Source organism: Microbacterium forte, assembly GCF_031885415.1.
Taxonomy (GTDB): domain Bacteria; phylum Actinomycetota; class Actinomycetes; order Actinomycetales; family Microbacteriaceae; genus Microbacterium; species Microbacterium forte.
On the sequence record NZ_CP116871.1, the window covers coordinates 2761979 to 2787783 of the forward strand.

27 protein-coding genes are annotated in these 25805 nt (G+C 69.1%); 11 read left to right on the top strand and 16 right to left on the bottom strand.

The annotated features are described in order from the left end of the window. Window positions 1-7: 7 nt before the first annotated feature. Genes OB895_RS13355 through OB895_RS13365 form a run of 3 tightly spaced genes read right to left on the bottom strand, consistent with a single transcriptional unit; the run spans window position 8 to window position 1291 of the window. Window positions 8-541 (bottom strand): hypothetical protein, encoded by a 534-nt coding sequence (locus tag OB895_RS13355; protein WP_079113715.1) that lies wholly within the window; start codon window positions 539-541, stop codon window positions 8-10. A 15-nt stretch (window positions 542-556) separates the two neighbouring features. Continuing rightward, window positions 557-1075 (bottom strand): hypothetical protein, encoded by a 519-nt coding sequence (locus tag OB895_RS13360; protein ID WP_153302261.1) that lies wholly within the window; start codon window positions 1073-1075, stop codon window positions 557-559. A gap of 54 nt (window positions 1076-1129) precedes the next feature. Next, on the bottom strand, window positions 1130-1291 hold the full coding sequence (locus OB895_RS13365; protein WP_194285972.1) for a hypothetical protein: 162 nt from the start codon (window positions 1289-1291) through the stop codon (window positions 1130-1132). Between the two features lie 91 nt (window positions 1292-1382). Between OB895_RS13365 and OB895_RS13370 the strand changes: the two genes are divergently transcribed. Further along, window positions 1383-2357 carry a GlxA family transcriptional regulator gene (locus tag OB895_RS13370; RefSeq protein WP_194286050.1) on the top strand — a complete coding sequence of 325 codons (975 nt, stop codon included), beginning with the start codon at window positions 1383-1385 and terminating at the stop codon, window positions 2355-2357. An 85-nt stretch (window positions 2358-2442) separates the two neighbouring features. On the opposite strand, the gene OB895_RS13375 is transcribed toward OB895_RS13370, so the two are convergent. Beyond that, window positions 2443-3144, bottom strand: coding sequence for an NRDE family protein (locus OB895_RS13375; protein ID WP_079113712.1), 702 nt, complete (start codon window positions 3142-3144; stop codon window positions 2443-2445). A 70-nt stretch (window positions 3145-3214) separates the two neighbouring features. On the opposite strand from OB895_RS13375, the gene coaBC reads away from it, so the two are divergent. Continuing rightward, window positions 3215-4429, top strand: coding sequence for a bifunctional phosphopantothenoylcysteine decarboxylase/phosphopantothenate--cysteine ligase CoaBC (gene coaBC, locus OB895_RS13380; protein ID WP_079114074.1), 1215 nt, complete (start codon window positions 3215-3217; stop codon window positions 4427-4429). Window positions 4430-4507: 78 nt separating this feature from the next. Further along, entirely contained in the window at window positions 4508-6730 is a 2223-nt protein-coding gene (locus tag OB895_RS13385; protein ID WP_311877935.1) for an ATP-dependent Clp protease ATP-binding subunit, read from the top strand. An 89-nt stretch (window positions 6731-6819) separates the two neighbouring features. Here OB895_RS13385 and OB895_RS13390 read toward each other — a convergent pair whose 3' ends face one another. Continuing rightward, a complete protein-coding gene (locus tag OB895_RS13390) occupies window positions 6820-7407 on the bottom strand; it encodes a nitroreductase family protein (RefSeq protein ID WP_042536804.1) in 588 nt (195 codons plus the stop codon). A gap of 263 nt (window positions 7408-7670) precedes the next feature. Between OB895_RS13390 and ppk2 the strand changes: the two genes are divergently transcribed. Beyond that, window positions 7671-8498, top strand: coding sequence for a polyphosphate kinase 2 (gene ppk2 / locus OB895_RS13395; RefSeq protein WP_042536803.1), 828 nt, complete (start codon window positions 7671-7673; stop codon window positions 8496-8498). Window positions 8499-8559: 61 nt separating this feature from the next. Here ppk2 and OB895_RS13400 read toward each other — a convergent pair whose 3' ends face one another. Next, window positions 8560-9513, bottom strand: a complete 954-nt coding sequence (locus tag OB895_RS13400) for a LysR substrate-binding domain-containing protein (protein WP_311877936.1) — start codon at window positions 9511-9513, stop codon at window positions 8560-8562. A gap of 147 nt (window positions 9514-9660) precedes the next feature. Here OB895_RS13400 and OB895_RS13405 point away from each other — a divergent pair, with 147 nt between their 5' ends. Continuing rightward, window positions 9661-13158: a proline dehydrogenase family protein gene (locus OB895_RS13405; RefSeq protein ID WP_311877937.1), complete on the top strand. Its 3498-nt coding sequence runs from the start codon at window positions 9661-9663 to the stop codon at window positions 13156-13158. Window positions 13159-13255: 97 nt separating this feature from the next. Here the strand turns inward: OB895_RS13405 and OB895_RS13410 are convergent, their stop codons facing one another. From OB895_RS13410 to OB895_RS13435, 6 genes are all read right to left on the bottom strand, one after another. Next, window positions 13256-14353, bottom strand: a complete 1098-nt coding sequence (locus OB895_RS13410) for an ABC transporter permease (protein ID WP_079113707.1) — start codon at window positions 14351-14353, stop codon at window positions 13256-13258. After that, window positions 14350-15246: an ABC transporter ATP-binding protein gene (locus tag OB895_RS13415; RefSeq protein ID WP_079113706.1), complete on the bottom strand. Its 897-nt coding sequence runs from the start codon at window positions 15244-15246 to the stop codon at window positions 14350-14352. The genes OB895_RS13410 and OB895_RS13415 overlap by 4 nt, the downstream gene beginning before the upstream one ends. 173 nt (window positions 15247-15419) lie before the next feature. Then, window positions 15420-16616 (bottom strand): hypothetical protein, encoded by a 1197-nt coding sequence (locus OB895_RS13420; protein ID WP_042536798.1) that lies wholly within the window; start codon window positions 16614-16616, stop codon window positions 15420-15422. A 130-nt stretch (window positions 16617-16746) separates the two neighbouring features. Then, window positions 16747-17919, bottom strand: coding sequence for a benzoate/H(+) symporter BenE family transporter (locus OB895_RS13425; RefSeq protein WP_079113705.1), 1173 nt, complete (start codon window positions 17917-17919; stop codon window positions 16747-16749). A gap of 25 nt (window positions 17920-17944) precedes the next feature. Further along, window positions 17945-18697, bottom strand: coding sequence for a response regulator (locus tag OB895_RS13430; protein WP_079113704.1), 753 nt, complete (start codon window positions 18695-18697; stop codon window positions 17945-17947). Further along, entirely contained in the window at window positions 18694-19998 is a 1305-nt protein-coding gene (locus OB895_RS13435; protein ID WP_079113703.1) for a sensor histidine kinase, read from the bottom strand. The genes OB895_RS13430 and OB895_RS13435 overlap by 4 nt, the downstream gene beginning before the upstream one ends. Before the next feature lie 109 nt (window positions 19999-20107). Between OB895_RS13435 and OB895_RS13440 the strand changes: the two genes are divergently transcribed. The 3 genes from OB895_RS13440 (at window position 20108) to OB895_RS13450 (ending at window position 21483) form a co-directional block, all read left to right on the top strand. Further along, complete coding sequence (locus tag OB895_RS13440; protein WP_079113702.1) at window positions 20108-20512, top strand: VOC family protein; 405 nt, start codon at window positions 20108-20110, stop codon at window positions 20510-20512. Then, window positions 20509-20787, top strand: a complete 279-nt coding sequence (locus tag OB895_RS13445) for a winged helix-turn-helix transcriptional regulator (protein ID WP_042541257.1) — start codon at window positions 20509-20511, stop codon at window positions 20785-20787. Before OB895_RS13440 ends, OB895_RS13445 begins: the two co-directional genes overlap by 4 nt. Window positions 20788-20856: 69 nt before the next feature. Further along, window positions 20857-21483 (top strand): dihydrofolate reductase family protein, encoded by a 627-nt coding sequence (locus tag OB895_RS13450; RefSeq protein ID WP_079113701.1) that lies wholly within the window; start codon window positions 20857-20859, stop codon window positions 21481-21483. Window positions 21484-21784: 301 nt separating this feature from the next. Here the strand turns inward: OB895_RS13450 and OB895_RS13455 are convergent, their stop codons facing one another. Beyond that, entirely contained in the window at window positions 21785-21994 is a 210-nt protein-coding gene (locus OB895_RS13455) for a hypothetical protein (protein WP_079113700.1), read from the bottom strand. Between the two features lie 191 nt (window positions 21995-22185). Here OB895_RS13455 and OB895_RS13460 point away from each other — a divergent pair, with 191 nt between their 5' ends. After that, on the top strand, window positions 22186-22347 hold the full coding sequence (locus tag OB895_RS13460) for an LPXTG cell wall anchor domain-containing protein (RefSeq protein ID WP_311877938.1): 162 nt from the start codon (window positions 22186-22188) through the stop codon (window positions 22345-22347). Window positions 22348-22411: 64 nt separating this feature from the next. Here OB895_RS13460 and OB895_RS13465 read toward each other — a convergent pair whose 3' ends face one another. Both OB895_RS13465 and OB895_RS13470 read right to left on the bottom strand, forming a co-directional pair. Beyond that, window positions 22412-23227 (bottom strand): Cof-type HAD-IIB family hydrolase, encoded by an 816-nt coding sequence (locus OB895_RS13465; protein ID WP_042541261.1) that lies wholly within the window; start codon window positions 23225-23227, stop codon window positions 22412-22414. Window positions 23228-23265: 38 nt separating this feature from the next. Beyond that, the gene (locus tag OB895_RS13470; RefSeq protein WP_079113698.1) at window positions 23266-24114 is read right to left on the bottom strand and encodes an exodeoxyribonuclease III; all 849 of its coding nucleotides are present in this window, start codon (window positions 24112-24114) and stop codon (window positions 23266-23268) included. 37 nt (window positions 24115-24151) lie between these two features. Between OB895_RS13470 and pyrE the strand changes: the two genes are divergently transcribed. Both pyrE and OB895_RS13480 read left to right on the top strand, forming a co-directional pair. Next, window positions 24152-24712, top strand: coding sequence for an orotate phosphoribosyltransferase (pyrE, locus tag OB895_RS13475; RefSeq protein WP_042541265.1), 561 nt, complete (start codon window positions 24152-24154; stop codon window positions 24710-24712). Further along, window positions 24709-25611: an ROK family protein gene (locus OB895_RS13480; protein ID WP_042541267.1), complete on the top strand. Its 903-nt coding sequence runs from the start codon at window positions 24709-24711 to the stop codon at window positions 25609-25611. Before pyrE ends, OB895_RS13480 begins: the two co-directional genes overlap by 4 nt. On the opposite strand, the gene OB895_RS13485 is transcribed toward OB895_RS13480, so the two are convergent. After that, window positions 25580-25780 carry a hypothetical protein gene (locus tag OB895_RS13485; protein WP_079113697.1) on the bottom strand — a complete coding sequence of 67 codons (201 nt, stop codon included), beginning with the start codon at window positions 25778-25780 and terminating at the stop codon, window positions 25580-25582. The genes OB895_RS13480 and OB895_RS13485 overlap by 32 nt on opposite strands. Between the last annotated feature and the right edge of the window lie 25 nt (window positions 25781-25805).

Consider the following 25805-nt stretch of genomic DNA (forward strand, 5'->3'; position numbering starts at 1 on the left):
CTCGGACTCAGAACCCGAAGTAGTAGAACACGTTCGACACCCACGCGACGAGCGTGCCGATGACCGTGCTGCCTCCCACGCCGATCGCGATCGCCGGGAGCAGATGAGGCGCCGGGCGTCGAAGCGCGATGATTCCGAGCACCAGGGCGACACCTGCGCCTGCCATCACGAGCAGGTTCACGAGGTTCGACAGCAGGTCGACGACGCCGAAGCCGACGCTCGAATACAGGAACGGGGTGACGAGCTGCCAGAGCAGCCCGATCGCCACGGCGCCCACGGCGATCACCAATGCCGTGCGACCGAGACCTCCGGAACGGCGTGCGGTCGCCTGGCCCGGAGCATAGGCCGCCGCCGCGACTCCATCGGGCTGGCCCGGTCGGGCATACGGCTGTCCGGGTTGCGTGTAGGGCTGGCCGGGTTGTGCGTACGGCTGGCCGGGTTGTGCGTAGGGCTGGCCGGGTTGTGCGTACGGCTGGCCCGGTTGTGCATAGGGCTGGCCGGGCTGCTGCGGCCGGTCTGGATTCTGCTGCTGCTCGCTCATCGATTCTCCGGACGATCAGAAGGAAAACGCGTAGAAGAGGTTCGACACCCACGAGATGACGATCCCGGCGAGCTGCGAGGCGGTGACGCCGATCGCGATGCCCGCGAGGATCTGCGGCCCTGGTCGCCGCACCGACATCAGACCGAGGATGAGCCCCACGACGGCGATGATCAGCACGAGCCCGTTGCCGACTGCTCCGAACGCGCCGATGGCTGATGGATCGCCCATCATGCGGTACATCAGCGGAAACGACAGCGTGACGAGGAGTCCGATCCCGAGCGAGATCACGGCGAGGAGGAAGGCGAGACGACCGAGTCCTGAGCTGCCAGAGGAAGCCGCACGCTGTGGCTCAGGATAAGGCTGCGCCGGGTATGGATGCCCCGCGTACGCCTGCCCGCCGTAGGGCTGGCCGGCGTCCGGCTGGGATGGTTGCGGCGGCTGGGACGGCTGTGCCGGCTGCGGCGGATAGTGCGAGCCCGCGAACTGCGGGGGAGTTCCGTGTGGCTGCGCGGGAGGCTGCTGAGGCTCGCTCATGCTCCCGAGCGTAGCCGCGCGCGTCGTCGGATGGGGGAGATTGCTCGCCCCGGGTCACCGATAGACGTGGCCGGCCTCCGCGCGGTCGAGGGCATCCCTTTCGGCGACGCGAGTCCAGTCGGTGGGAACGCGTCGATGTCCGTCGCGGCGGAGTTCGATGACGGTAGCGACGATGGCCCAGACAGCGAGGGCGAGAAGTGCGATGAGGAGGATCATGGCAGAAACGCTACGATCACTCTTGATCTGCCACGAGTGGCAGAATAGACTCTCCTCGTAGGAAAACTGCCAAAGCCGGGAGAGAGCCATGATGAAGACCGTCGCCTGCATCGTCCAAGACGGATTCGCGCCGTTCGAGTTCGGTCTCGCCTGCGAGGCTTTCGGCCTCGACCGGTCGAACGACGGCGTGCCGAACTTCGACTTCCGGGTCATCGCGCCGCATCCCGGCGTCGTGACGTCGAAGCTGGGCTTCTCGATCAACGTCGAGCACGACCTGTCCTTCGCGTACGAGGCCGACCTCGTCATCTTCTGCCCCGTGCCTCGCGAGTACTGGACGCAGATCGATCCGCTGCTTCTCGAGGTCGCGCGCGATGCGGTGGCGCGGGGGGCCTGGGTGCTGACCATCTGCAGCGGATCGTTCATCCTCGGTGCCGCCGGTGTGCTCGACGGGCGACGCGCGACCACGCACTGGATGTACTCCGAGGTCATGGCCGAGATGTATCCCCAGATCGACATCGACCCCGACGTGCTCTTCGTGCAGGACGACCGGATCATCACGAGCGCCGGCACCGCGGCCGGCATCGACGCGTGCCTGCATCTGCTGCGCATCGAGCTCGGAGCCGAGCTCACCAATCGCATCGCCCGCCGCATGGTCGTCCCGCCGCAGCGCGACGGCGGTCAGGCGCAGTTCATCGACCGCCCGATCCCGGTCGCCCAGAACGACTCGCTCGCTGCCGTCGCCGATTGGGCGGTCGAGCATCTGCGCGACGACCTGGGCGTCGATCAGCTCGCGGCCCGCGCTCTCATGTCTCCCCGCACCTTCGCCCGCCGGTTCAAGGCGGAGTACGGCGCGACTCCTGCGGCCTGGCTCGCGCGACAGCGCGTGCTGCACGCCCAGCGGATGCTCGAGCGCAGCGATCTGTCGCTCGAGCAGATCGCTGACGAATGCGGCTTCGGGTCGGCCGCGGTGCTGCGACAGAACTTCTCGCGGGTGCTCGGAACCACCCCGACGGCCTACCGCGCGCGCTTCTCGTGCGCGGAGGAGTCGGAGTCGTCTGCGGCCTGATCGCTCGATCGCCTGCCGCGCGGTGACGAGCGCGCAAACGAGCGCTTGACGAGCCCCGTGAACGGCGCTGTGACGCGCGCTGCGCTCAGTGGTCCCAGTGTCCTGGGCTCGGGAGGGCGCGATAGTCCACGTCGACGCCCTCGGGGGTGACCGACGCGGTGCAGTACAGCAGCGACTGCGTCGGATAGCCATGCGGACGGTTGTCGCGGATGATCGCCCGATCATCCTCTGGGTCGAGCCGAGCGGACGAGGCGAGCAGCGACGTCCACGCACCTGACCAGTCGGGGCTGTCGGCGGTCGCGCCCAGACCGCGGAATTCGGGCAGCCAGGCGGCGATGCGCGGAGTGTCGAGATCGTCGAGGTCATCGTGCGCGATCATGTGGATGCCGTCGGCGAGCGATGTCTCCCGCAGTTCGGCGCCGTCCCAGCTGAGCACGCGCGTTCCCTCCGGCCGCACCTCGAGCAGGTTGAAGCCGTGCATGGGCAGCGGAGCGGCCGGCGAGCGGCCCATGACCGACTCCAGGGCGAGCGAACCGCGCGACACCGCGACGTCGGCGGCGAGGTCGACGACGTCGGCGCGGTTGAGGAGCACCGCGAGTCGTCGCTCGGCGGGGTTCACCGCGAGCCAGGCGCCGCCCGCCCGCCGGTCGCGGATGCCCGAGACGCCGGGGTAGGCGTCGGGCCACCATTCGCCGAGGGCGTCCCACTCACGCTGAGGGTCTTCATCTCGCACCGCGAGCAGCCGCGCGGTCTCGGGGCCGGCCACATCGATCACCACGGTGCACACGCGTTTCAGTCTAGAAGCGGGTCGAGCAGTCTCGGGCCCGCGGCCTCGGATGCTGGGGCAGAATCGAACCGTGAACATCGTCGTCGGGGTTACGGGTGGCATCGCCGCATACAAGACAGTGCACCTGGTGCGTCTGCTGACCAAGGCGGGACACGATGTGACCGTGGTTCCGACCGAGGACGCGCTGCGATTCGTCGGCACCCCCACCTGGGAGGCGCTCAGCCGGCATCCGGTCACGACCAGCGTGCATGACGACGTCGCCCGCGTGCGGCACGTCGCGCTGGGTCAGGGTGCCGATCTCGTTATCGTCGCCCCCGCGACGGCCAACTCGATCGCGAAGATCACCGCGGGCATCGCCGACGACCTGCTCGGCACCACGCTGCTCGCCACCGAAGCGCCGGTGCTGCTCGCGCCGGCGATGCACGCCGAGATGTGGCGCAACGCCGCCACGCAGGCGAACATCGCGACGCTGACGTCGCGCGGGGTGCACCTCGTCGGCCCGGCCGACGGCGAGCTCGCCGGCGGCGACAGCGGACCCGGCCGCATGGCGGAGCCCGAGCAGATCCTCGAGGCGGCCCTCGCGCTGCTCGCGCCGCGCGACCTCGAACGGCTTCGGGTCGTCGTCTCGGCGGGCGGCACGCGTGAGCCGATCGATCCGGTGCGCTTCCTCGGCAATCGGTCGAGTGGTCGGCAGGGCATCGCGCTCGCCGCGGATGCCGCGGCGCGCGGCGCCGACGTGACGGTAGTCGCTGCGAACATCTCGGCCGATGTGCTCGCCGATGCGCGGCATCCGTCCATCAGAGTCGTCCCGGTCGGCACCGCAGCGGAGCTCGCCGACGCGATGAAGGAGGCGGCGCGGGCGGCCGACATCGTGATCATGGCCGCAGCCGTCGCCGACTATCGCCCCGCGACGGTGTCCGAGCACAAGCTCACCAAGGAGCAGGGCCTGCTGACGCGCCTCGATCTGGTCGAGAACGAGGACGTGGTCGCGGCGCTCGCCGCATCGCGCGCCGAGGGCCGAGCGCCGCAGGGCCAGACGATCGTCGCCTTCGCCGCCGAGACCTCGGAGGATCCGGTCGAGCGCCGGGAACGTGCTCGCCGCAAGCGGGAGCGCAAGGGCGTCGACCTGCTCGCCGTCAACCTCGCGAATGCCGATCACGGCTTCGAGAAGAGGGACAACGCCGTCGAGATCGTAGGAGGGGGTGGCGCCGTCGTGTCATCCGCGTCAGGCTCTAAGCACGCGGTCGCACGAGCGATCCTGGATGCCGTGCGCAGTATGCGCTAAACTTGAGTCAAGTCCACTCAACTTTGCGGACCATGACAACAAGACAGTGATCAGAAGGAGTCTCCCCAGGAGGAACCCATGCCCAGCCCACAGAGCACGCAGAACGACGACCAGCAGTCCGCCCTCGAGCAGTTCGGGATCAACCTCACCGACCGCGCCCGCCAGGGCAAGCTCGACCCCGTGATCGGACGCGACAGCGAGATCCGCCGCGTCAGTCAGGTGCTCACGCGCCGCACGAAGAACAACCCCGTGCTGATCGGCGAGCCGGGCGTAGGCAAGACCGCCGTCGTCGAGGGCCTCGCCCAGCGCATCGTCGCGGGCGACGTCGCAGAGTCGCTCAAGGACAAGGAGCTGGTGTCGCTCGACATCTCGGCCCTCGTCGCCGGGGCCATGTACCGCGGGCAGTTCGAGGAGCGGCTGAAGAGCGTGCTCAAGGAGATCACCGAATCCGACGGGCAGATCATCACCTTCATCGACGAGCTGCACGTGCTGATGGGCGCCGGCGGTGGTGAAGGCTCGGTGGCCGCGTCGAACATGCTCAAGCCCATGCTCGCCAGGGGTGAGCTGCGACTGATCGGCGCGACGACCCTCAACGAGTACCGCGAGTTCATCGAGAAGGATGCCGCTCTCGAGCGGCGCTTCCAGCAGGTCTACGTCGGCGAGCCCACGGTCGAAGACACCATCGCGATCCTGCGAGGGCTCAAGGGGCGCTACGAGGCGCACCACGGGGTGACGATCGCCGACAGCGCGCTGGTCGCCGCCGCTGCACTGTCGAACCGGTACCTGCCCGCGCGGCAGCTCCCCGACAAGGCGATCGACCTGATCGACGAGTCGATGTCGCGTCTCAAGATGGAGATCGATTCGTCTCCCGTCGAGATCGACCAGCTCAAGCGCCAGGTCGACCGCATGAAGCTCGAAGAGCTCGCTCTCAAGCGCGAGAAGGATGCCGCCTCGAAGGAGCGACTCGCGGCTCTCCGCGAGCAGCTCGTGGGCATGGAAGCGCAGCTGGCCGAGCTCGAAGCCCGCTGGGCGCGCGAGCGCCAGGGGCTGAACCGGGTCGGAGAGCTCAAGAAGCAGCTCGACGACGCGATCACGCAGCGCGACCTCGCCATGCGCGAGGCCGACTACACGCGCGCCTCGAAGCTCGAATACGAGACGATCAAGCGCCTCGAGCGCGACATCGCCGAAGCCGAGCAGGCCGAGGCCGCGGTCTCGACAGAGGGGCGCATGGTCAACGAGCAGGTCACCGACGAGGACATCGCCGCCGTGATCGCCGCGTGGACCGGCATCCCCGTCGGTCGACTGCTGCAGGGTGAGAGCGAGCGGCTGCTGCACCTCGAATCCGAGCTCGGCAAGCGCCTCATCGGGCAGAAGGATGCCGTCAAGGCCGTGTCCGATGCGGTCCGCCGTTCGCGGGCGGGCATCAGTGACCCCGGTCGGCCGACCGGATCGTTCCTGTTCCTCGGGCCGACAGGCGTCGGAAAGACCGAGCTGGCGAAGGCTCTGGCCGACTTCCTGTTCGACGACGAGCGCGCCATGGTGCGCATCGACATGTCGGAGTACGGCGAGAAGCACTCGGTCTCGCGGCTCGTCGGCGCCCCTCCGGGATACGTCGGCTACGAGCAGGGCGGGCAGCTCACCGAGGCCGTGCGGCGGCGTCCGTACAGCGTCGTGCTGCTCGACGAGGTCGAGAAGGCGCACCCCGAGGTGTTCGACGTGCTGCTGCAGGTTCTCGACGACGGTCGTCTGACCGACGGGCAGGGGCGAACGGTCGACTTCACGAACGTGATCCTGATCCTGACCTCGAACCTCGGTTCACCGATCCTCATCGACCCGACGCTGTCTCCCGATGAGAAGCGCGAGCAGGTGATGGCTCTCGTGCACCAGGCATTCCGGCCCGAGTTCCTCAACCGTCTCGACGACATCGTGATGTTCTCGGCGCTCAGCCAAGACGACCTGGCCCAGATCGTCGAGCTGTCGATCGATCAGCTGCACGACCGGCTGCACGACCGGCGACTCACGCTGGCGGTCACTCCCGATGCTCGGGCATGGCTCGCCGAGCGCGGATACGACCCGATGTTCGGTGCTCGCCCGCTGCGCCGTCTCATCCAGACCGAGGTGCAGAACAAGCTGGCCACGGCGCTGCTCTCCGGCGGCGTGCACGACGGCGACCTGGTGAGGGTCGATGTCGCGGTCGACGGCGCGGGCCTCGTGCTCACGTCGACCTCGCCCGAGCCCGAACCCGACCTGGGATCCGGCGAAGACGACGACGTGATCGAGGCCGAGTTGCTCGACGAATAGAACCGGGTACGACAAGAGGGGCGGATGCTGCGGCATCCGCCCCTCTTGTGTGCCCCCTGTCGGGGGCGACTGCTGTGTCTGGCGCTGTGTCAGGCGCTGAGGATGACCGTCTCGGCGATCGGGCGACGCACGCGCGGCGCCGTCTCGCCCTGCTGGAGGCCCTCCGGGAGGCCCGAAGCGTCGCCGAGCTCGCCGACCGCGATCACGGTGATGGCGGAGAACCGCGGCGACAGGTCGGCGAACTCGCGGACCGCCTCGGGGTCGAAACCGCTCATCTGGTGCACGAGGAGACCCTCGTGGTGGGCCTGCACCGAGAAGTGCGCCACGGCCTGGCCGAGGTCGTAGACGGCGTGGCTGATGGCCTTGCCGTCTTCGGACTCGGTCTCGGCGATCGCGACGATCAGAGCCGAGGCCTTCGAGGCCCAGAGCTGGTTGAACTCGACCAGGGAGTCGACGACCTGGTCGAACAGAGCGGTGCCGCGCCGAGCGACGATGAAGCGCCACGGCTGCAGGTTGTAGGCGGAGGGCGACCAGCGAGCGGCCTCGAGGGCGGCGTTCAGCTTGGCGTCGTCGATCGAGTTCTCGGCGTCGTACGCGCGCGGGCTCCAGCGCCCGGCGAGGACGTCGAGGACGGGGTGCTCGGTGGGGGCGGTGCGGTCGATCACGGGAGTGCTCACAGAAGTGCCTTTCAGAAGGAATCGATCGGACTCCTTCGTCCGGGTACGAGGATCTCAACAGATGCATGTGAATGCATATTCCCGATGACGCCGCGTGACGTCCAGCTCGTCTGTCACCGGGCATCGCGGCGTCCGTGTTCGGCGCGCGATCCGCTGCGCTGCCCGAAAGCAAGGGGCTTCTCCGGTCGACCGAGGTCTGGTTGTCTCTCGAGATCGGGCGTGGGGCGGCCGCCCTTCACCCATGCCACGGACGGAAGAACAAGATGGCCAGCAAGACCCATGACAAGAAGAAGAAGCAGAAGCACGCTCGCATCGACAAGAAGCTCTATGAGAAGGAGTTGCGGCGCCTGCAGATCGAGCTCGTCAGCATGCAGCAGTGGGTCATCGCGGCCGACGCGCGGATTCTGGTGATCTTCGAGGGCCGCGATGCCGCGGGCAAAGGCGGTGCGATCAAGCGTGTGATGCAGTACCTCAACCCACGGCACGCCCGGGTGGTCGCCCTGCCGCAGCCGTCCGAGCGCGAGAAGGGGCAGTGGTACTTCCAGCGGTACATCGAACGGCTGCCCACGAAGGGCGAGATCGTGCTGATGGATCGCTCATGGTACAACCGCGCCGGCGTCGAGAAGGTGATGGGCTACTGCACCGACGAGGAATACGATCGCTTCCTCGCGCAGGTTCCCGTCGTCGAGCAGATGCTCGTCGACGACGGGATCATCCTTCTGAAGTACTGGTACTCCGTATCCGACATCGAGCAGGAGAAGAGATTCCGATCGCGCCTGAACGATCCGATGCGACGCTGGAAGCTCTCAGACACCGACCTGGCCTCCATCTCCCGCTGGGAGGACTACTCCCAGGCCAAGGACGCGATGTTCGACGTCACCGATCGCGAGAGAGCGCCCTGGTGGTCGATCGACAGCGACGACAAGAAGGCCGCCAGGCTCAACACCATCCACCACCTTCTGAGCCAGATCCCCTATCGCCGGCTCGACCCCGAAGAGGTCCACTTTCCCGATCGTCCCGCGGCGTCCGGAGCTCCGCGCCCGCCGATCGACGAGCACGCATTCGTGCCCGATCACGCAGCGACCCTGTAGGCGACCTGACGTCGCACCCCGCGCGCGCCCGAGCGTGCGCATCCGTGCCCGACGCGTCGGCTCAGTCCAGCAGGTTGCGGGATGCGGCGGATGCGAGCGCGCGGCGCACCGCGCGGATCGACGGGGCGGCGGCCGACACCCGGCGAGCCGACGAGAAGATCTCCCGACGCGGCTCATCGGGCAAGGGCGTGAGCGCCACGGTGGGCGCCTCGCCGGCCCACACGAGCTCGGGCAGCAGGCCGACGGCGAGGCCCGCGCGGATGAGGCGCACGTGCGCGGTGAGGTCGGCGACCTCGAAGCGCACATCGGGTTCGAAGCCGGCCGTGCGGCAGAGCTGCTCGGCCCAGGCTCGAGACGCTGTGCCTGCGGGCTCGAGCACCCACGGCTCGTCTCTCGTCGACCACAGCGCCGCAGTGGCCTCGGCGGCTGTGACAAGGGCAGCTGTGGCAGTGGCAGCTGTGGCATTGGCGGACTCCGGCGTGCCCGGGCGCCGGGCGAGCGCGATCGAGTCGTGCACGAGCACCACCCGGTCGAGGTCGGCGTGGATCGGGCGGGTGCGACCGGGGTACTGCTCGGCGAGGATCAGATCGAAGTCGCGGCTCGAGACGCCCACGAGTCCGGTCTCGGGGTCGCTCTCGGTCACCTCGACGCGGAGCGCGGGATGCTGCTCACGCAGCGTGTTGAGCGCGCCGGGCAGCAGGGAGTGCGCCGTGGACTGGAAGACGGCGATGTGCACCGTTCCGGTCACCTCCGTCAGCGTTTCGGCGACGGCGACCTCGGCGTGCTCGAGCTGATCGAGGATGCCGATGGCCTCACTCACGAGCACGTTGCCCTGCGGGGTGAACTGCACGCCTCGCCCGACGCGGCGGAGCAGCGGGACTCCCACGTCCCGTTCGAGCGCGCTGAGCTGCTGAGACACCGAGGCCTTGCTGTAGGAGAGCGCGTCGGCGACGGCTGAGAGGGTGCCTCGACGCGACAGTTCGACCAGCATCCGCAGTCGGTTGACGTCGAGCATCCGCTCCCTTTCCGAGTGGTTCGAATCGTTCACTCTGAATGAACAGAATGCTCGCGAATCGGTTGATAGACGTAGCCTACTCGCGCGCCTGACAATGATCGAGCCGCACACGTACCCGGGTGTGCGATCCCCCTGGAAGGTTCCCCGATGACTGTCGCCGCCGACACCACCACCCCCGACGCCACCTCCCGCGGCGCCACCCCCCGCACGGAAGAGGTCGCCGCCCTCGTGCAGCGCTGGCTCGTCGAGAGCGAGACCCACCCCGTCGAGCCCGCCGCCCAGCGCCTGTCTGAGGTCCTCAAGGACCCGAACGGACTCGCGTTCACCGTCGGCTTCGTCGACGGCGTGATGCGTCCCGAAGATCTCAGCGTCGCGGGCCGTGCGCTCGCCGACCTCTCGGAGATCACCCCCTCGCTGCTGCCCGGATACCTGCGCGCCGCCATCAAGACGGGCGGGTTCTGGGCGCCGAAGCTCCCCGGCGTCGTGGTGCCGATCTCGCGGCGCGTGCTGCGCGCCATGGTCGGACACCTCGTGCTCGACGCGACCCCGTCGAAGCTCGGCCCCGCGATCGCGAAGCTGCGCAAGAGCGGCAACCGCCTCAACCTCAACCTCCTCGGCGAGGCCGTGCTCGGTGAGCGCGAGGCCGGTCGTCGCCTGCAGGGCACCTACGACTTCCTCGCCCGCAAGGACGTCGACTACGTGTCGATCAAGGTCTCGAGCGTCGTCAGCCAGCTGTCGATGTGGTCGTTCGACGAGGCCGTGGCCGACGTCGTCGAGAAGCTCACCCCGCTCTACGAGCTCGCGGCGACCTCGGAGGCCGCCGGCAAGACGAAGTTCATCAACCTCGACATGGAGGAGTTCCGCGACCTCGACCTGACGATCGCGGCGTTCACCAGCATCCTCGACCAGCCGGGTCTCGAGAAGCTCGAGGCCGGCATCGTGCTGCAGGCCTATCTGCCCGACGCGCTCGGCGCGATGCAGCACCTGCAGGAGTGGGCCGCCGCCCGGCGCGCGAAGGGTGGAGCGCCGATCAAGGTCCGCGTCGTCAAGGGCGCGAACCTGGCGATGGAAGAGGTCGACTCGAAGGTGCACGGCTGGCCGCTGGCGACCTATGGCACCAAGCAGGACTCCGACACGAACTACAAGCGCGTGCTCGACTGGTCGATGACTCCCGAGCGACTGGATGCCGTGCGCATCGGCGTCGCAGGCCACAACCTGTTCGACATCGCCTACACGTGGCTGCTCGCGCAGGCGCGTGGCGTGACGGACGCCGTCGAATACGAGATGCTCCTCGGCATGGCGACCGGCCAGGCGGAGGCCGTGCGCAAGGACGTCGGTCAGCTGCTGCTCTACACACCCGTCGTGAACCCGGCCGAGTTCGACGTGGCCATCGCCTACCTCGTGCGTCGCCTCGAAGAGAACGCCAGCCCCGAGAACTTCATGTCTGCCGTGTTCGAGCTGGCCTCCGACCCGGCGCTGCTCACCCGGGAGCGCGAGCGGTTCGAGCGCTCGCTCGCCGGCCTCGAGGCCGACCGCTCGGTGCCCTCGTCGAACCGCGTGCAGGACCGCGCCGCTGAGGCGGCTGCCGGTGCGGGCGCGGCCGTCACCACCGGCTTCGAGAATCAGCCCGACAGCGACCCGGCGATCGCCGTGAACCGCACCTGGGGTCGTGAGATCCTGCAGCGCTCGGTCGATTCGACGCTGGGTCTGGACTCGATCGCTCTGGCCAAGGTCGAGACGACCGACGAGCTCGACGGGATCTTCGCCGCCGCATCCGCCGCCGCCGCTCGATGGGCGGCGCTTCCTGCCGCCGAGCGTGCCGCCGTGCTGCACCGCGCGGGTGATGAGCTCGCCGCCCGCCGTGGTCAGCTGATCGAGATCATGGCGCACGAGGCGGGCAAGACCATCGCCGAGGCCGACCCCGAGGTCTCCGAGGCGATCGACTTCGCGCACTACTACGCCGAGCGCGCCCTCGACCTCGAGAACATCTCGGGTGCCGAGTTCGTGCCGTCGAAGGTGACCGTCGTCACCCCGCCGTGGAACTTCCCGGTCGCGATCCCCGCCGGTGGCGTGCTCGCGGGTCTCGCCTCCGGCTCCGGTGTGATCATCAAGCCGGCCAAGCTGACGCAGCGCTGCGGCGCGGTCATGGTCGAGGCGCTGTGGGCCGCGGGTGTTCCGCGCGACCTTCTCGCACTGGTCGATCTCGCGAACCGCGACCTCGGCACCCGCCTCGTCGCCAGCCCCGTGGTCGACCGCGTGATCCTCACCGGTGCATACGAGACGGCGCAGCTGTTCCGCTCGTTCCGCTCCGACCTGCCGCTGCTCGCCGAGACGAGCGGCAAGAACGCGATCATCGTCACACCCTCGGCCGACCTCGACCTGGCGGCCGCCGATGTGGCCCGCAGTGCATTCGGCCACGCCGGGCAGAAGTGCTCGGCCGCATCGCTCGCGATCCTCGTCGGCTCGGTCGCCGACTCGCAGCGGTTCGAGCGTCAGCTCGTCGATGCGGTCACCTCGATGCGCGTCGGACTGCCCGAAGACCCCGCCACGCAGATGGGTCCGATCATCGAGCCGGCGAACGGCAAGCTGCTCACCGCGCTGACGACCCTCGAGAAGGGCGAGCGCTGGCTCGTCGAGCCGAAGAAGCTCGACGACGAGGGCACGCAGTGGACGCCGGGCGTCAAGATCGGCGTCGCCCCCGGTTCGACGACCCACCTGACCGAGTTCTTCGGACCGGTGCTCGGGATCATGCACGCCAAGGACCTCGACGAGGCGATCCGCCTGCAGAACGCCGTGGACTACGGCCTCACCGCCGGCATCCACTCACTCGACTCCGACGAGGTCGCCACCTGGCTCGACCGCGTCGAGGCCGGCAACCTCTATGTCAACCGCGGCATCACCGGCGCGATCGTGCAGCGCCAGCCGTTCGGCGGCTGGAAGCGGTCGGCCGTCGGCGCCGGCGCCAAGGCCGGTGGCCCGAACTACCTGTTCGGTCTCGGCGAGTGGGCTCCGGCCGAGCTCCCCGCCGCGTCTCCCGGGGCTGCGGTGAACCCCTCGGTCGAGGCGGTGCTCAGCGCGGCCGGCTCCGACCTCGGCGCCGTCGAGATCGAGTGGCTGCACCGTGCCGCCGCCTCCGACGAGCGCGCCTGGGTCGACGAGTTCGGCGCCGTGAGCGACAAGTCGGGTCTCGGCGTCGAGCGCAACGTGTTCCGGTACCGCCCGGTCGCCGTCGACGTGCGCATCGCCGAGGACGCACCGCTCGCCGACGGCATCCGCGTGATCGCCGCGGCCCTGCGCAGCGGCAGCCCGTTCACGGTGTCCGCATCGGCCCTGCCCTCGCGGGTCGAGAAGGCGCTGCGCGCCCAGGGCGTGACTCCGAAGCTCGAGAACGACGCCGCCTGGGTCAAGCGCTACGCGAAGGCTGCGGCGAAGGCCGAGCACAGCTGGCAGCGCGTGCGTCTCGTCGGCGGCGATGCGGCTGCGCTGTTCGAGGCGCTCGGCGGCACGCCCGATGTCGCCGTCTGGTCGCATGCGGTCACGGGTGCCGGTCGCGTCGAGATGCTGCCGTTCCTGCACGAGCAGGCCGTGTCGATCACCAACCACCGGTTCGGCAACCCCACCACCCTGTCGGACGGCCTGATCTGAACCGCTCCGTGACCATCTGAACGACGAGGCCCCACCCCGCAGACATCTGCAGGGTGGGGCCTCGTCGTCGGAGCGGGCTCCCGGGGCGGGGCTGTGATCAGCCGCGCAGCGCCTCGCCCAGCTTGACCCGCGAACCCATGCGCAGCAGCGAGTTCTCGTAGATCTTCGCGCCGATCACGATCGCCGCGACACAGCTGGCCAGCAGGATCACGAGGCTGAGCAGCGGCTCCCACCACTGCGCCTCGCCCACGAAGAGCCGCATCGGCATGCCGACCGGAGCCGAGAACGGCACGTACGACATGATCGTCAGCACCAGCGGGTTGTCGTTGAAGACGATCACGAGCACGTAGGGCGCCATGATCAGCATCGTGATCGGAGTCGTGGTCGAGCCGATGTCCTCCTGACGCGACACCATCGATGCGGCGGCGGCGAACAGGGCCGCGAGCAGGATGAACCCGAACAGGAAGAACACCGCGAACCAGATGATGGGGGCGCCGAGGGTCGACAGCACCTCGCGTTGACCCGTCGCTATGAGCCCTATCGTCGCGACCGCCGCCAGGGCGAGGATCTGCCCCATCGCGAGGATCGTGTTGCCGATCACCTTGCCGGCGAGCAGGGTGCGGGCCGAGATGGTCGACAGCAGGATCTCGACGACGCGGGTCTGCTTCTCTTCGACGACGCTCTGCGCGATCGTGCCGCCGAAGGTCGCGGCCGCACCCATGAACACGGCGCCGAATGCGATCGCGATGAAGTACCGCAGCAGCGGGTTCGTCGTCGCGGGTTCGAGGATCTCGATGTCCGGAGCCTGTGAGAGCGCAGACACGAGACCGGTGGGCGCGTCCTTGAGAGCGACGATCGTGACCCCGGTCGGGCCCTCGCCGGGGACGACCGCGGCATCGACCTTCTCCGAACGCACGAGCTCTTCGGCCGCGGCCTGGTCGGCCACCTCGGTGATCTCGAGATCGGGCAGGGCAGACACCGCGGATGCGGTCTCAGAGGTCACGGCCACGGGCATCGCGTCGGTGTTCTTGCTCGCGAAGCCGCCGATCACGATGGCGGCGAGGGCGAGGAACAGCAGGATGCCGGTCGAGATCAGGAAGGCCTTGCTGCGCAGCTTCGATCCGATCTCCCGCTCGGCGACGAGCCAGATCAGCGATGCCTGCGACGGCGAGCCGGTGGTGTTCGAGGTGCTCACTGGATGACCTCCTTGAAGATCTGGGCGAGGGACGGATGCTTGGGTGCGAAGCTCGCGACATCGCCGCGGTCGACGGCGGTGCGCAGGACGCGCTGGGCGGTGTCGACGTCGTCGGCGTCGAACAGGGCGTATCCGCCCTCGAAGTCGACGACGGTGACGCCGGGTTCGGCGCGCAGCCATCCGGCATCCCCTGCCGAGACGAGCTCGTACCGGTTGCCGGCGTGCTGCGCGCGCAGCCCGTCACGGGAGCCGGACGCGCGGATCGTGCCTCCGGCGAGGATCACGAGGTCGTCGCACAGCCGCTCGACGACGTCGAGCTGGTGAGACGAGAACAGGATCGACGCACCCTTGGCGGCGCTCGCCTGCAGCACCGACGCGACGACGTCGACGGCGAGCGGGTCGAGGCCCGAGAACGGCTCGTCGAGGATCAGCACCTCGGGGTCGTGCACGAGCGCTGCGGCGATCTGCGCGCGCTGCTGGTTGCCGAGCGACAGCGATTCGATCGTGTCGTCGAGGCGCTCCTCGAGCCCGAGTTCGGTGAGCAGCGCGGTCGCCCGTGCCGTGGCATCCGCCTTGCTCATCCCGTGCAGTCGGGCGAGGTACACGATCTGCTCGAGCACCTTCATCTTGGGGTACAGGCCACGCTCCTCGGGCATGTAGCCGAAGAGGCGGCGGTCTGCGCTGGTCAGGGCGACGCCGTCGAGTTCGACGCGTCCGCCGTCGGAGCCGAGCAGGCCCAGCACGATGCGCATCGTCGTGGTCTTGCCGGCGCCGTTGCCGCCGACGAACCCGGTGAGGCGCCCGGGGGACACCTCGAACGAGACGTCGTCGAGCACGCGCCGAGAGCCGTAGCTCTTGGTGATGCCGGTGAGTACGAGCTTTCCTGTGGTCACTTCGACTTACTCCGTTCGCTCAGTGCATCGCATGCCCTCACGCTATGGCGCGGTGATCGGCCTCGGCATCCCCCCTGCGGCGGATCCGTGCGGGGGATCTGCGGGTGCCCCGCGTGGGCAGTCGTCAGCCGTGCGGGGGAGAGCGGTGAAGCGCGCGCGGGAGAGCGAAGTGCTCAGTGCAGGAACAGCACCGAGAAGATCCCGAGCGCGAACGGCGCCGCGGTCACGACGAACGTGATCCCCAGGATGATCCCGACGATCAGCCAGGGACTGCGTCGCCTGAGGCGCTGACCGGGCGGGGCGACGCCGATGGGCGGAGGGGTCAGCATCCCCGCCGGAGCGGCGAACGGCAAGGCGGGTGCTCCGGCAGGCGCCGGAGCCGGGGCGCCGTAGGTCGGGAGGGACGGATGCTGCGCCGCGAGCCGCAGCCTGTCGTCGCGCCAGCGCGCCCACTGATCGAGCTTGGTGAGCAGCGCCCCGACCGCGCCGAAGAGCCACGCCCAGGTCGCGGGGTCGAGCGTCGACAGGTTGCGGCGCGCATAGAGGAAGAGCCAGTCGTCGACGATCTCGACGTCGAGCTGCGCCGCATGGTCGATGAACCGCGCCATGACGTCGGGGGTGAACAGATACAGGGCGTCGACCTCGTATCCGGTCGGGCAGTACAACGAGAAGTACCGGTCGAAGTCGCCCTCGAGCGAGAGCCGCTGGTCGCTGCGGAACGCGGCCGCGAGCGTGCTGCCGAGAGTGTTGTTGCCGAGCGCGTCGAGCACGATGTTCGGCAGCGGCACGTCGAGCTTCACCGCGACGTATCCCCAGCGGTGGGTCGTCGACTGCTTGCCGTTGCTGGTCGTGTACTGGTAGTTGCCGAACTCGACGAAGCGCGGTTCGACCCCTCGCAGCACGTCGGTCGACATGCGGCTCGACCCCGACGAGAAGATCATGCCGGGCAGCGGCGGGTCGTCGATCCGCTCGATGTAGCTCATCGCGTTCGCCCCGGCGAAGCGCGCGAGGCGGAATCGGGTGAGATTGCGCAGACGGATGCTGCGACGCACCAGCATCACGATCCCGATGACGAGGCCCGCGAGCAGCATCAGTCCGAGGAGAGCGGCGACCGCGACCCCCGTCTCACGACCGATCGCATAGCCCAGGCCCAGGATCATGATCGCGAGGACCGGCACCACGCACAGCAGGGCGAACCCCGCGACCACCCACGCGACGATCCGACCGGCCGGCGTGGGGTTCGCCGCGCGCTGCGCTCGGGCGAAGGCGTCGACCTCGGCGGGATTCACCGGGTCGAGCAGTGCACGTGCGTCGAAGTATCCGACTGGCGCACCGGCCGACGGCGCAGGAGCAGGCGTGGGAACTGTCACGCGTCCACGGTAGCCGAGGGCGCTCCGTGAGGTGCCGGCGCCGGCCGGTGCCAGTGCTGGCCGGTGTCAGTCCTCGCCGGTGTCAGTCCTCGCCGGTGTCAGTGCCGGCCGGTGTCAGTGCTGGCCGGGGTCAGCGGCGCCCGGCATGCAGCACCGTGCGCACGACGAGGCCCGCGACGAGAGCCCAGAAGGCGGCGCTGACTCCCAGCACCGCGATGCCGGAGGCCGCGACAAGGAAGGTCACGACCGCGGGGATGCGCTCGCCCGGGTCGTCGATCGCCTGCTGCACGGACGACCCGAAGGCGGCGAACAGCGCGAGACCTGCCACCGCAGGGATCACCGCCTCGGGGGCCAGGAGCACGAGCGTGGCGAAGGCCGCCGAGAACCCGCCGAGCACCAGGTACGAGACTCCGGTCGAGACCCCGGCGACCCAACGGCGCTTCGGATCGGGGTCGGCGTCGGGCGAGGCGGCGAGGGCGGCGCTGATCGCCGCGAGGTTGATGGCGTGGCCGCCGGCGGTCGCGCCGACCGCCGTTCCGACACCCGTCACGAGCATCGCAGGACGCCAGGGGACCTCGTAGCCGAAGCTGCGCATGATGGCGATGCCGGGGACGTTCTGCGAGGCCATCGTGACGATGAACAGCGGCAGAGCCAGACCGACGAGAGCGCCGACCGTGAAGGTGGGGGCGGTGAGTTCGAGCCGGGGCACGAGGAGTCCGGCGTCGACTGCGGAGCGCTCCTGGATCAGCGAGACGGCCACCACGACCGCTGCGGCGACGAAGGCGAGGGGCACGGCCCACCGCGGCGCGAGACGTGCGAAGACCAGCCACGTCAGCACGACCGGAACCACGCCCCACGGGTTCGCCACGAGGCCGGTGATCGGCGCGAGACACAGTGGCAGCAGCACTCCGGCGAGCATCGCCTGCGCGATGGACGGCGGGATGCGGGCGATCAGCGCACCGAGCGCCGGCCAGAGCGCCGTGAGCAGGATGAGCCCGGACGCGACGAGGAACGCGCCGACGGCGGCAGGCCATCCGCCGTCGACCACTCCGGTCGCGGCGAGGAGTGCGGCGCCGGGGGTCGACCAGGCGACGGTGATCGGCATCCGATACCGCCAGGCGAGCACGATGCAGGCGAGTCCCATAGTGAGGCTGACGGCGAGCAGTCCGCTGGCCGCCTGCGCAGGTGTGGCGCCGACGGCGCCGAGACCCGTGAGCACGACGGCGAACGAACTCGTGAATCCGACCAGTGCGGTGACCACCCCGGCCAGGATCGGTCGAGACAGAGGTGCGGCGGTGGTCATGGATCCGAGGGTATCGGGGTCGGCGTTACGCGAGTCCCATCCGGTGCGCGAGCACCACGGCCTGCACGCGATCGCGCGCACCGAGCTTCTGCAGGATCCGCGAGACGTGGGTCTTCACGGTGGCCTCTCCGATGAACAGGGCGCCGGCGATCTCGGCGTTGCTGCGGGCGTCGACCAGCAGCACCAGCACCTCGGCCTCGCGCTCGGTGAGCGGGTCGAGGAGCACGGTCGGGGCGACCGGTGACGGCACGGCGGTCGGCGTCGATTCCCCGGCGGATGCCGAAGCGGATGCCGAAGCGGATGCCGGGCCGGATGCCCGAGAGGATGCCCGAGAGGATGCTGTCGTGAATCGAGCCAGCACCCGACGCGTGACCTCGGGCGCCAGCATCCCGTCGCCCGCTGCGAGAGCCCGGACCGCCGCGATGAGATCCTCCGCACCGGCGTTCTTGAGCAGGAAGCCGCTCGCTCCGGCATCCAGCGCCTGGTAGAGGTAGTCGTCGCGGTCGAACGTCGTCACGATCGCGATGGCCGCTCCGACGCCCGCATCGGCGACGATCCGCCTGGTGGCCTCGATGCCGTCCATGTCGGGCATCTGCACATCCATCGTGATCACGTCGGGGCGCAGGGCAGACGCCTGGGCGACCGCCTCGGCGCCGGTTGCCGCCTCGCCGACCACCGTGATGTCGGGTTGCGTGTCGAGGATGGTCCGGAATCCTGCTCGCAGCATCGCATGATCGTCGACGAGCAGGACTCGGATCGGCGCATCGGTCTGGCTCATGAGGTGGTGCTCGTCTCGATCAACGTCTCGGTGGGGGCGGTGGGCTCGGTCTGGCTGCCGTCGCCGGTCAGGGGAACGCGAGCCCGCACGCGCAGCCCTCCCGCCGCACGCGGAGCGACGTCGAGCGTGCCCCCGGATGCGGCGGCGCGCTCGCGCATGCCGAGCTGGCCGAGCCCGGGGCGCAGCACCGCCACTGCGCGGCCGGTGTTGACGATCTCGACCTCGACGCCGTCGTCGTCGTAACGCACGCGCACGTCGGCGGTGGCGCCGACGCCGGCGTGACGGCGGGCGTTCGTGAGCGATTCCTGGGCGATGCGATACAGATTCACGGCGACGATCGAGGGCACGGGCACCGGCTCGCCGATCACGACGTAGTGCGTGGGCAGGCCCGCTTCCGTCGACGCCTCGACCAGCGAGCGGATGTCGTCGAGCGTCACCGTCGATGCGACATCCGTCGTCTCGCCGCCAGGGGTGCGGAGGGTCTCGAGCAACTGCCGCAGCTCGTGGATCGCATCACGCGCCGATGCCTCGATCCCTGTGAGGATGCTCTTGGACTTCTCCGGATCCTGATCGATCACGAGCCGGGCGGCTCCCGCCTGCACGCCCATCACCGACACATGGTGGGCGACGACGTCGTGCAGCTCTCGGGCGATGCGCACGCGGTCGAGCGCGACGGCCTGGGCAGCGGTGACCTCGCGCTCCTTCTCGAGCTCGGCCGTGCGCTGCTCCAGCACCGCTCGCTCCTGTGCGGCGTGCCACGAGCGCTCGCCGAAGTAGTAGGCGCCGCCGAAGTACAGCACGTTCAGCAGCAGCTGGATGAGCATGAAGGCGAGGTAGGGCGAGAGGAGGCCCGCCGCGACCTCGGCCTTGTCGGCCTCTTCGATCGCCTGTCGGTACATCGTGATGATCAGCCAGACGAACATGCCGACGATGATCGAGACGCGCACGATCATCGCGGCTCTGCGGTTGTTCATCCACGCGCCCACCGTGTACAGCGACACGAACATCGCGATGTTGCCGACGTAGATCTCGGGCACCTGGAACGTGATCGCGAGGAAGTACGCGAGCGAGATCGCGACGGCGACCGGGGCGGGCCAGCGCCGGCGCACGGCGAGCGGCGCGGTGACGGCGACCGCGTAGACCAGCGCGGTCCACGGCTCTGCCCTGGTGTCGCCGTAGATCTCGGCCACCGTCGAGAGTGCGGCGCTCAGCACGGCGCCGACGAACATGACCGCAGCGAGCACGATATCGCCGCGCTGCTCGCGGACGCTGGGGATGCGGGTGAACGGCGCTGCAGGCATCCCCCCACCGTAGAGCCGGGGCGGATGCGGTGGCATCCCCCGCACGGGGGATCGTTGCCCGCCGCGAAGACCTCTTGACGTCTTACTTGCTTTTTGCAAGTGTGGGCGCATGAGCATATTCATCACCTGCCCGGTCGAGAGCGTCGACCGGGCCACCGCCTTCTACACCGCTCTCGGCTGGACCCTCAACGCCGAGATGTCCGATCACAACGTGTCGTGCTTCGCGATCGCGCCCGAGCAGTACGTCATGCTCGGCAGCCGCGAGATGTATGCGAGCGTCGGCGGCACCGAGGACGTGATCGGTGGACCCGATACGCCGTCGAAGGTCACGGTCTCGTTCGATCTCGGCAGCCGCGAGGCCGTCGATGAGCTCGTCGAGCGTGCCGCTGCCGCCGGTGGCAGGGTCGGCGACACCGACGACTACTCGTTCATGTATCAGCGCCAGTTCGACGACCCCGACGGGTATCACTACTCGCCGTTCTGGATGAAGTCGGATTCCGATCAGAACGCGTGAGCGACCTCGCTGCCGCCCTCGACATCGTCGGCGCCCGGTGGGCGCTGCTCATCGTCGAGCAGCTGCTCGCTGGGCCGCAGAGATACGGCGACCTGCAGCGTGAGCTCGGGGTGCCGACCAACATCCTCGCGACCCGTCTGCGCGAGCTCGAAGCGGCCGGGGTCTTGAGTCGACTTCCGCTGCGGCACAACACGCGTGCCTACGCGCTCACTGATCGTGGTCTCGCGCTTCGCGAGGCCATCGAGCAGCTCGGGCGCTGGGGCGCGGAAGGGTAGACGGCGCGACGGCAGCGCACGAGCGCATACTGGGAACATCGCCGCACTCTTGTGCAAAGGAGCACTCTGATGACCGGACGCATCCTGATCGACCTCTTCATGACCCTCGACGGCGTCGCCCAGGGCCCGGGCGGCACCGACGAGGATCCGTCCGGAGGGTTCGAATTCAGCGGCTGGCAGGCGGGGTATCCGTCGTCGGGCATGGGAGAGACCGTCTCGCAGGGGATGCAGCGGCTCGACGCCCTGCTGCTCGGCCGCCGCACCTACGACATCTTCGCGTCGTACTGGCCGCATCACACGGAAGGCCCGTCGGGGGAGATCGGCAGGCTCTTCGACCGGGTGCCGAAGTATGTCGCGTCGCGGAACCCTGATGTCGCGCTCTCGTGGCAGAACAGTCACCGCGTCGGGGACGATCTCGCCGCCGAGATCGCCGAACTGAGAGCACAGCACGACGAGGTGCACGTGATCGGCAGCATCGACTTCGTGCACTCGCTGCTCGCCGGAGGGCTGTTCGACGAGCTCAACCTGTGGGTGTATCCGATCCTGCTCGGCACGGGCAAGAAGGTGTTCGACGACGGTGCCATGCCGTCGGTGCTGCGCCTGCTCGAGCCGCCGGTCGTCGACGACAGCGGCGTGATGCTGCTGCGCTACGGACGAACGGATCGGGTGCCGGAGGTCGGGACGTTCGAGGACTGAATCGAAATATCGCCGCCACCGAGGAGGCTGCGACTCCAGTGGTCGTCGAATCTGGCGACGACATCACAGGCACCGACGCTCAGCTCGACTCAGCAGCGACAATCACCGGCACCGTCACGATGGTGAGCTCGGAGGGCCGCGAGATGCTCGTCGAAGCCTGGGATGGCGATGAGCGTGTCGGATATGTGATCGCCGACTGGCAGACGGGGTCATACACGCTCAACATCCCGGCGGGAACGTACATCTTCAAGGCATCCGTGATCTTCTACAACGACAGCCCGACGACGGCGAAGCCGCAGTTCTACGACGGCGTCGAGACGGCGGATCTCGCGACTCCCGTGACGGCGGCAGCGTCCACGACAGTGGGCGGCATCGACTTCACGCTCGTGCCCATCACGAAGCCGGAGCCGGAGCCCGAGCCGGAGCCGGAGCCGGAGCCGGAGCCGGAGCCGGCACTCGCGCTCGCAACGGGGTCGATCCGGGCCGGCAGCGACATCGACATCTCGGGCACGGGGTTCGCGCCTGGCGCGAAGATCGCATTCGAGTTGCGCTCGGCTCCTCAAGCGCTGGGAACTCTGACCGCCGATGCGAGCGGCGCGCTGACGGGTACCTTCCGCGTCCCTGCGAGCACGTCACCCGGAACGCACACGCTCGTGGCGTTGAACGCGCAGTCGGAGGTCGTGGCGAGTGCCCGGCTCCTGGTTGACTGCGGCACCCGGCGCCACGGTCACGGGGGCGGTCACAGGGGCCGACGCACCATTGGCCAGCACTGGCGCCGATGCGCCGGCGTTCGCGGTGATGATGGCATCCGGCCTGCTGCTCGCCGGCATGCTGCTTGTCCGTCGTCGACGGGCTCAGAACTGACCCGAATGCTGACGAGGGCCCGGCAGCTTCCGCGGAAGCGGCCGGGCTCTCGTGTCATGTCCGGTCAGCAGACCCCGAGCACCCGCTCGATCACCCTCGCCACTCCGTCGTCGTCGTTCGACGCGGTGGTCTCGTCGGCGGCATCCTGCACGACGTCCGCCGCGCCGGCCATCGCGACGCCGTGGCCCGCCCAGCGCAGCATCTCGACGTCGTTGAGGGCATCGCCGAAGGCGATGACGTCGCGGCGTTCGATCTCCAGGTGCTCGCAGAGGCGAGCCAGCCCCGTGGCCTTGGTGACGCCGTCGGCCATGACCTCGAGGAACGGGGCGCCTGACAGCGTCGCCTCGAAGCCGGTGAGTTCGAGCGCGCACAGTGCGTCGAACAGCGCTGTCGGGGCGAGCTCCGGATGCCGGATCACCAACTTGAGGCTCGGTGCGGCGAGCACGTGGTCGAGGGCGACGCCGCCCATCGTGCGCGGATCGCGCTTGTGGTCGGCGAGGTCGGCGATCTCGGCGTAGCCGTGCTGGGCCACGAACGTCTCGCCGCCCTCCCGCACGCTCGCGAACAGCAGCCCGGGGATGCTGGCGCGCAGCGCCTCGGCTAGGGTGCGGATGGTCTCTGCCGGAAGCTCTTCGGCGAACAGCATCCGCCCGTCGACGAGGTGGGTCGCGTAGGCGCCGTTGCTGCACAGCGCCCATCCGTCGAATCCTGCATCACTCGCGAGAGTGCGCAAGCCGATCGGCTGACGGGCCGTCACCGGAACGACGTGGATGCCGCGTGCCCGCGCCGCGTCGAGCGCCGCGCGCGTGCGCACGCTCACCTCGGATGCCGACGTCAGCAGAGTGCCGTCGAGGTCCGTGGCGATCAGGCGCAGAGTCATCCGTTACGTCTCGCTTCGCTCGCTCAACGACGGGGAAGTCAGGAGAAGATCATCGGCAGGTCGTCGTCGTCTTCGTCGGCACCGCCGAGGTCGAACTCGACGACCACGGGAACGTGATCGCTGGGCTGCTCGCCCTTGCGCTCTTCCCGGTGGATGGATGCGCCGGTGACGGCCTCTGCAAGCGTCTTCGAGCCGAGGATGAAGTCGATGCGGATGCCCTCGTTGCGAGGGAACTTCAGGCGCTGGTAGTCCCAGTACGTGTAGCCCTCAGGAAGCAGCGGGCGCACGACGTCGGTGACTCCCGCGTCGCCGAACGCGAAGAAGGCCTGGCGCTCCTGCGGCGAGACGTGCGTCGAGACGCCCTCGACGATGTCGGGGTCGCCGTTGTCGGCGTCGAACGGGATGATGTTGAAGTCGCCCACCAGGGCGAGCGGCAGATCGGGGTTCGCCGAGAGCTCGGCAGCGGTCGACTTCTTCAGCTCTTCGAGCCAATGCAGCTTGTAGGCGTAGTGCGGGTCGTCGAGCGAGCGGCCGTTCGGCACGTACAGGCTCCACACGCGCACGCCGTCGACGAGCACACCCAGGGCGCGAGCCTCGAGCGGAGCATCCGGCCCCTCATGCCCCTTGGCGAAGCCCGGCATGCCGTCGAACGCCGTGCGCACATCGGTGATCGGCAGCCGGCTCGCGATCGCGACGCCGTTCCACTGATTCAGGCCGTGCACCTCGACGTGGTAGCCGGCGTCCTCGAACGGAGCATAGGGGAACTGCTCGGGTTTGCACTTGATCTCCTGCATCGCCAGCACGTCGATGTCCTCGCGGACGGCGAACTCGACGGTGCGGGTGACACGGGTGCGGATGGAGTTGACGTTCCAGGTGGCCAAGCGCATGCGTCAAGCCTAGGGCCCACCTCCTACACTGGATGCCGTGACCGCACTCGACGCTGACCGCCAGACCCTCCTCGACCTGATCAAGGACGAGGCCGTGTTCCACGGAGACTTCACGCTCTCGAGCGGCAAGAAGGCGACGTACTACGTCGACATGCGCAAGCTCACCCTCGACCACCGCGCCGCTCCCGCGATCGGCCGCATCATGCTCGACCTGATCGGCGACCTCGACGTCGTGGCGGTCGGCGGCCTGACCCTCGGCGCCGACCCGATCGCCAACTCGGTGCTGCACGCCTCGGTCGCCGCCGACAAGCCGCTCGACGCCTTCGTGGTGCGCAAGGAGCCGAAGGATCACGGCCGCGGCCGCCAGATCGAGGGCGCAGACGTCAAGGGCAAGCGCGTCGTGGTGCTCGAGGACACCTCGACCACGGGTCAGTCCGCGCTCAAGGCCGTCGAGGCGCTGCGCAAGGAGGGCGCCGAGATCGTCGCCGTCGCCGTGATCGTCGACCGCAAGACCGGCGCTCAGGCCGCGATCGAAGCCGAGGGTCTCGAATGGCGTGCGGCCTTCGACCTCGACGACCTCGGACTCGACCCCCAGTGACCCGCTACGCACTCGCCGTCGACGTCGGCGGCACCAAGATGGAGGCCGCGCTCGTGAGCGAGCACGGCGTGCTGGTCGACGGCAGCCGCTCGCGTCAGGCGACCGGCCGCGAGGCGACGCTCGAATCGCTGGACCTGGCCGTCAGTGCGATCGTCACGCATGCTCTGGCTGCGCTCCCCGCTGACGCGGAACTCGTCGGTGCGGGAGCGGGCAGTGCCGGCCCGATCGACCGCGGCGCCGGAGCGATCATGCCGGTGAACATGCCGCTTGCGCGGGGATTCGGGCTCGCGGAATCGGTGCGCTCTGCGGCATCCGCTGCGCTCGGCCGCGAGGTGCCGACCATTCTCGGCCACGACGGCGGGGCGCTCGCGCTCGCCGAGTCGTGGCTCGGTGCGACGCAGGATGCCGGTGCCTCACTGTCGATCGTCGTCTCGACCGGAGTCGGTGGAGGGTTCGTCGTCAATGGCGCATACATTCCCGGCGCCACCGGCAATGCCGGACACCTGGGCCAGGTGCGCCGCGAGGGCGGACTCACGCTCGAGGAGATCGCCTCCGGCCCGGCGAGTGCCGCCTGGGCGCAGCAGCAGGGCTGGACCGGAGCCACCGGTGAAGACCTGGCGCGGGATGCCGCTGCCGGTGACGCCATCGCCCGCGCGGCCATCGAACGGTCGGCGAAGGCGGTCGGCGAAGCGCTGGCGGATGCCGCGACCCTTGTCGACCTCGACATGGTCGCGATCGGCGGCGGGTTCTCGCGGGTCTCGGCCGACTACATCGACCTCGTGCAGCAGGCCCTCACCGCGAGCGCGGCGCACGAGTACTCCCGCCGCACGCGTGTCGTGCGCTCGGGTCTCGGCGACGAGGGGCCGCTCATCGGCGCCGCGGCGCTCGTCCTGCGCTGACGTCAGCGCCGCACTTCGCCAATCTGTCGAGGGCAGCCCCGATATCCGCCTCGAGTGCATCAAGGCTCCTGCCGAGCTTTCGGAAACCGATAAGCAACCCCGTTCCGAGTATCGCGACGATGGCGATGTCGGAGACGATGAGGGCAAGGATGAAGTCCGGGTCGGGCATGGTTCGATGGTGCCCTCCCGCCAAG

What these genes read in the sequence shown, in the direction of transcription:
- OB895_RS13485 (WP_079113697.1), bottom strand. Translation starts at nt 25,780, where the DNA reads ATGCCCGACCCGGACTTCATCCTTGCCCTCATCGTCTCCGACATCGCC.
- OB895_RS13385 (WP_311877935.1), top strand. Translation starts at nt 4,508, where the DNA reads ATGCCCAGCCCACAGAGCACGCAGAACGACGACCAGCAGTCCGCCCTC.
- OB895_RS13450 (WP_079113701.1), top strand. Translation starts at nt 20,857, where the DNA reads ATGACCGGACGCATCCTGATCGACCTCTTCATGACCCTCGACGGCGTC.
- OB895_RS13355 (WP_079113715.1), bottom strand. Translation starts at nt 541, where the DNA reads ATGAGCGAGCAGCAGCAGAATCCAGACCGGCCGCAGCAGCCCGGCCAG.
- OB895_RS13435 (WP_079113703.1), bottom strand. Translation starts at nt 19,998, where the DNA reads ATGCCTGCAGCGCCGTTCACCCGCATCCCCAGCGTCCGCGAGCAGCGC.
- OB895_RS13465 (WP_042541261.1), bottom strand. Translation starts at nt 23,227, where the DNA reads ATGACTCTGCGCCTGATCGCCACGGACCTCGACGGCACTCTGCTGACG.
- OB895_RS13365 (WP_194285972.1), bottom strand. Translation starts at nt 1,291, where the DNA reads ATGATCCTCCTCATCGCACTTCTCGCCCTCGCTGTCTGGGCCATCGTC.
- OB895_RS13370 (WP_194286050.1), top strand. Translation starts at nt 1,383, where the DNA reads ATGAAGACCGTCGCCTGCATCGTCCAAGACGGATTCGCGCCGTTCGAG.
- OB895_RS13400 (WP_311877936.1), bottom strand. Translation starts at nt 9,513, where the DNA reads ATGCTCGACGTCAACCGACTGCGGATGCTGGTCGAACTGTCGCGTCGA.
- OB895_RS13440 (WP_079113702.1), top strand. Translation starts at nt 20,108, where the DNA reads ATGAGCATATTCATCACCTGCCCGGTCGAGAGCGTCGACCGGGCCACC.
- OB895_RS13360 (WP_153302261.1), bottom strand. Translation starts at nt 1,075, where the DNA reads ATGAGCGAGCCTCAGCAGCCTCCCGCGCAGCCACACGGAACTCCCCCG.
- ppk2 (WP_042536803.1), top strand. Translation starts at nt 7,671, where the DNA reads ATGGCCAGCAAGACCCATGACAAGAAGAAGAAGCAGAAGCACGCTCGC.
- OB895_RS13470 (WP_079113698.1), bottom strand. Translation starts at nt 24,114, where the DNA reads ATGCGCTTGGCCACCTGGAACGTCAACTCCATCCGCACCCGTGTCACC.
- OB895_RS13405 (WP_311877937.1), top strand. Translation starts at nt 9,661, where the DNA reads ATGACTGTCGCCGCCGACACCACCACCCCCGACGCCACCTCCCGCGGC.
- OB895_RS13430 (WP_079113704.1), bottom strand. Translation starts at nt 18,697, where the DNA reads ATGAGCCAGACCGATGCGCCGATCCGAGTCCTGCTCGTCGACGATCAT.
- OB895_RS13425 (WP_079113705.1), bottom strand. Translation starts at nt 17,919, where the DNA reads ATGACCACCGCCGCACCTCTGTCTCGACCGATCCTGGCCGGGGTGGTC.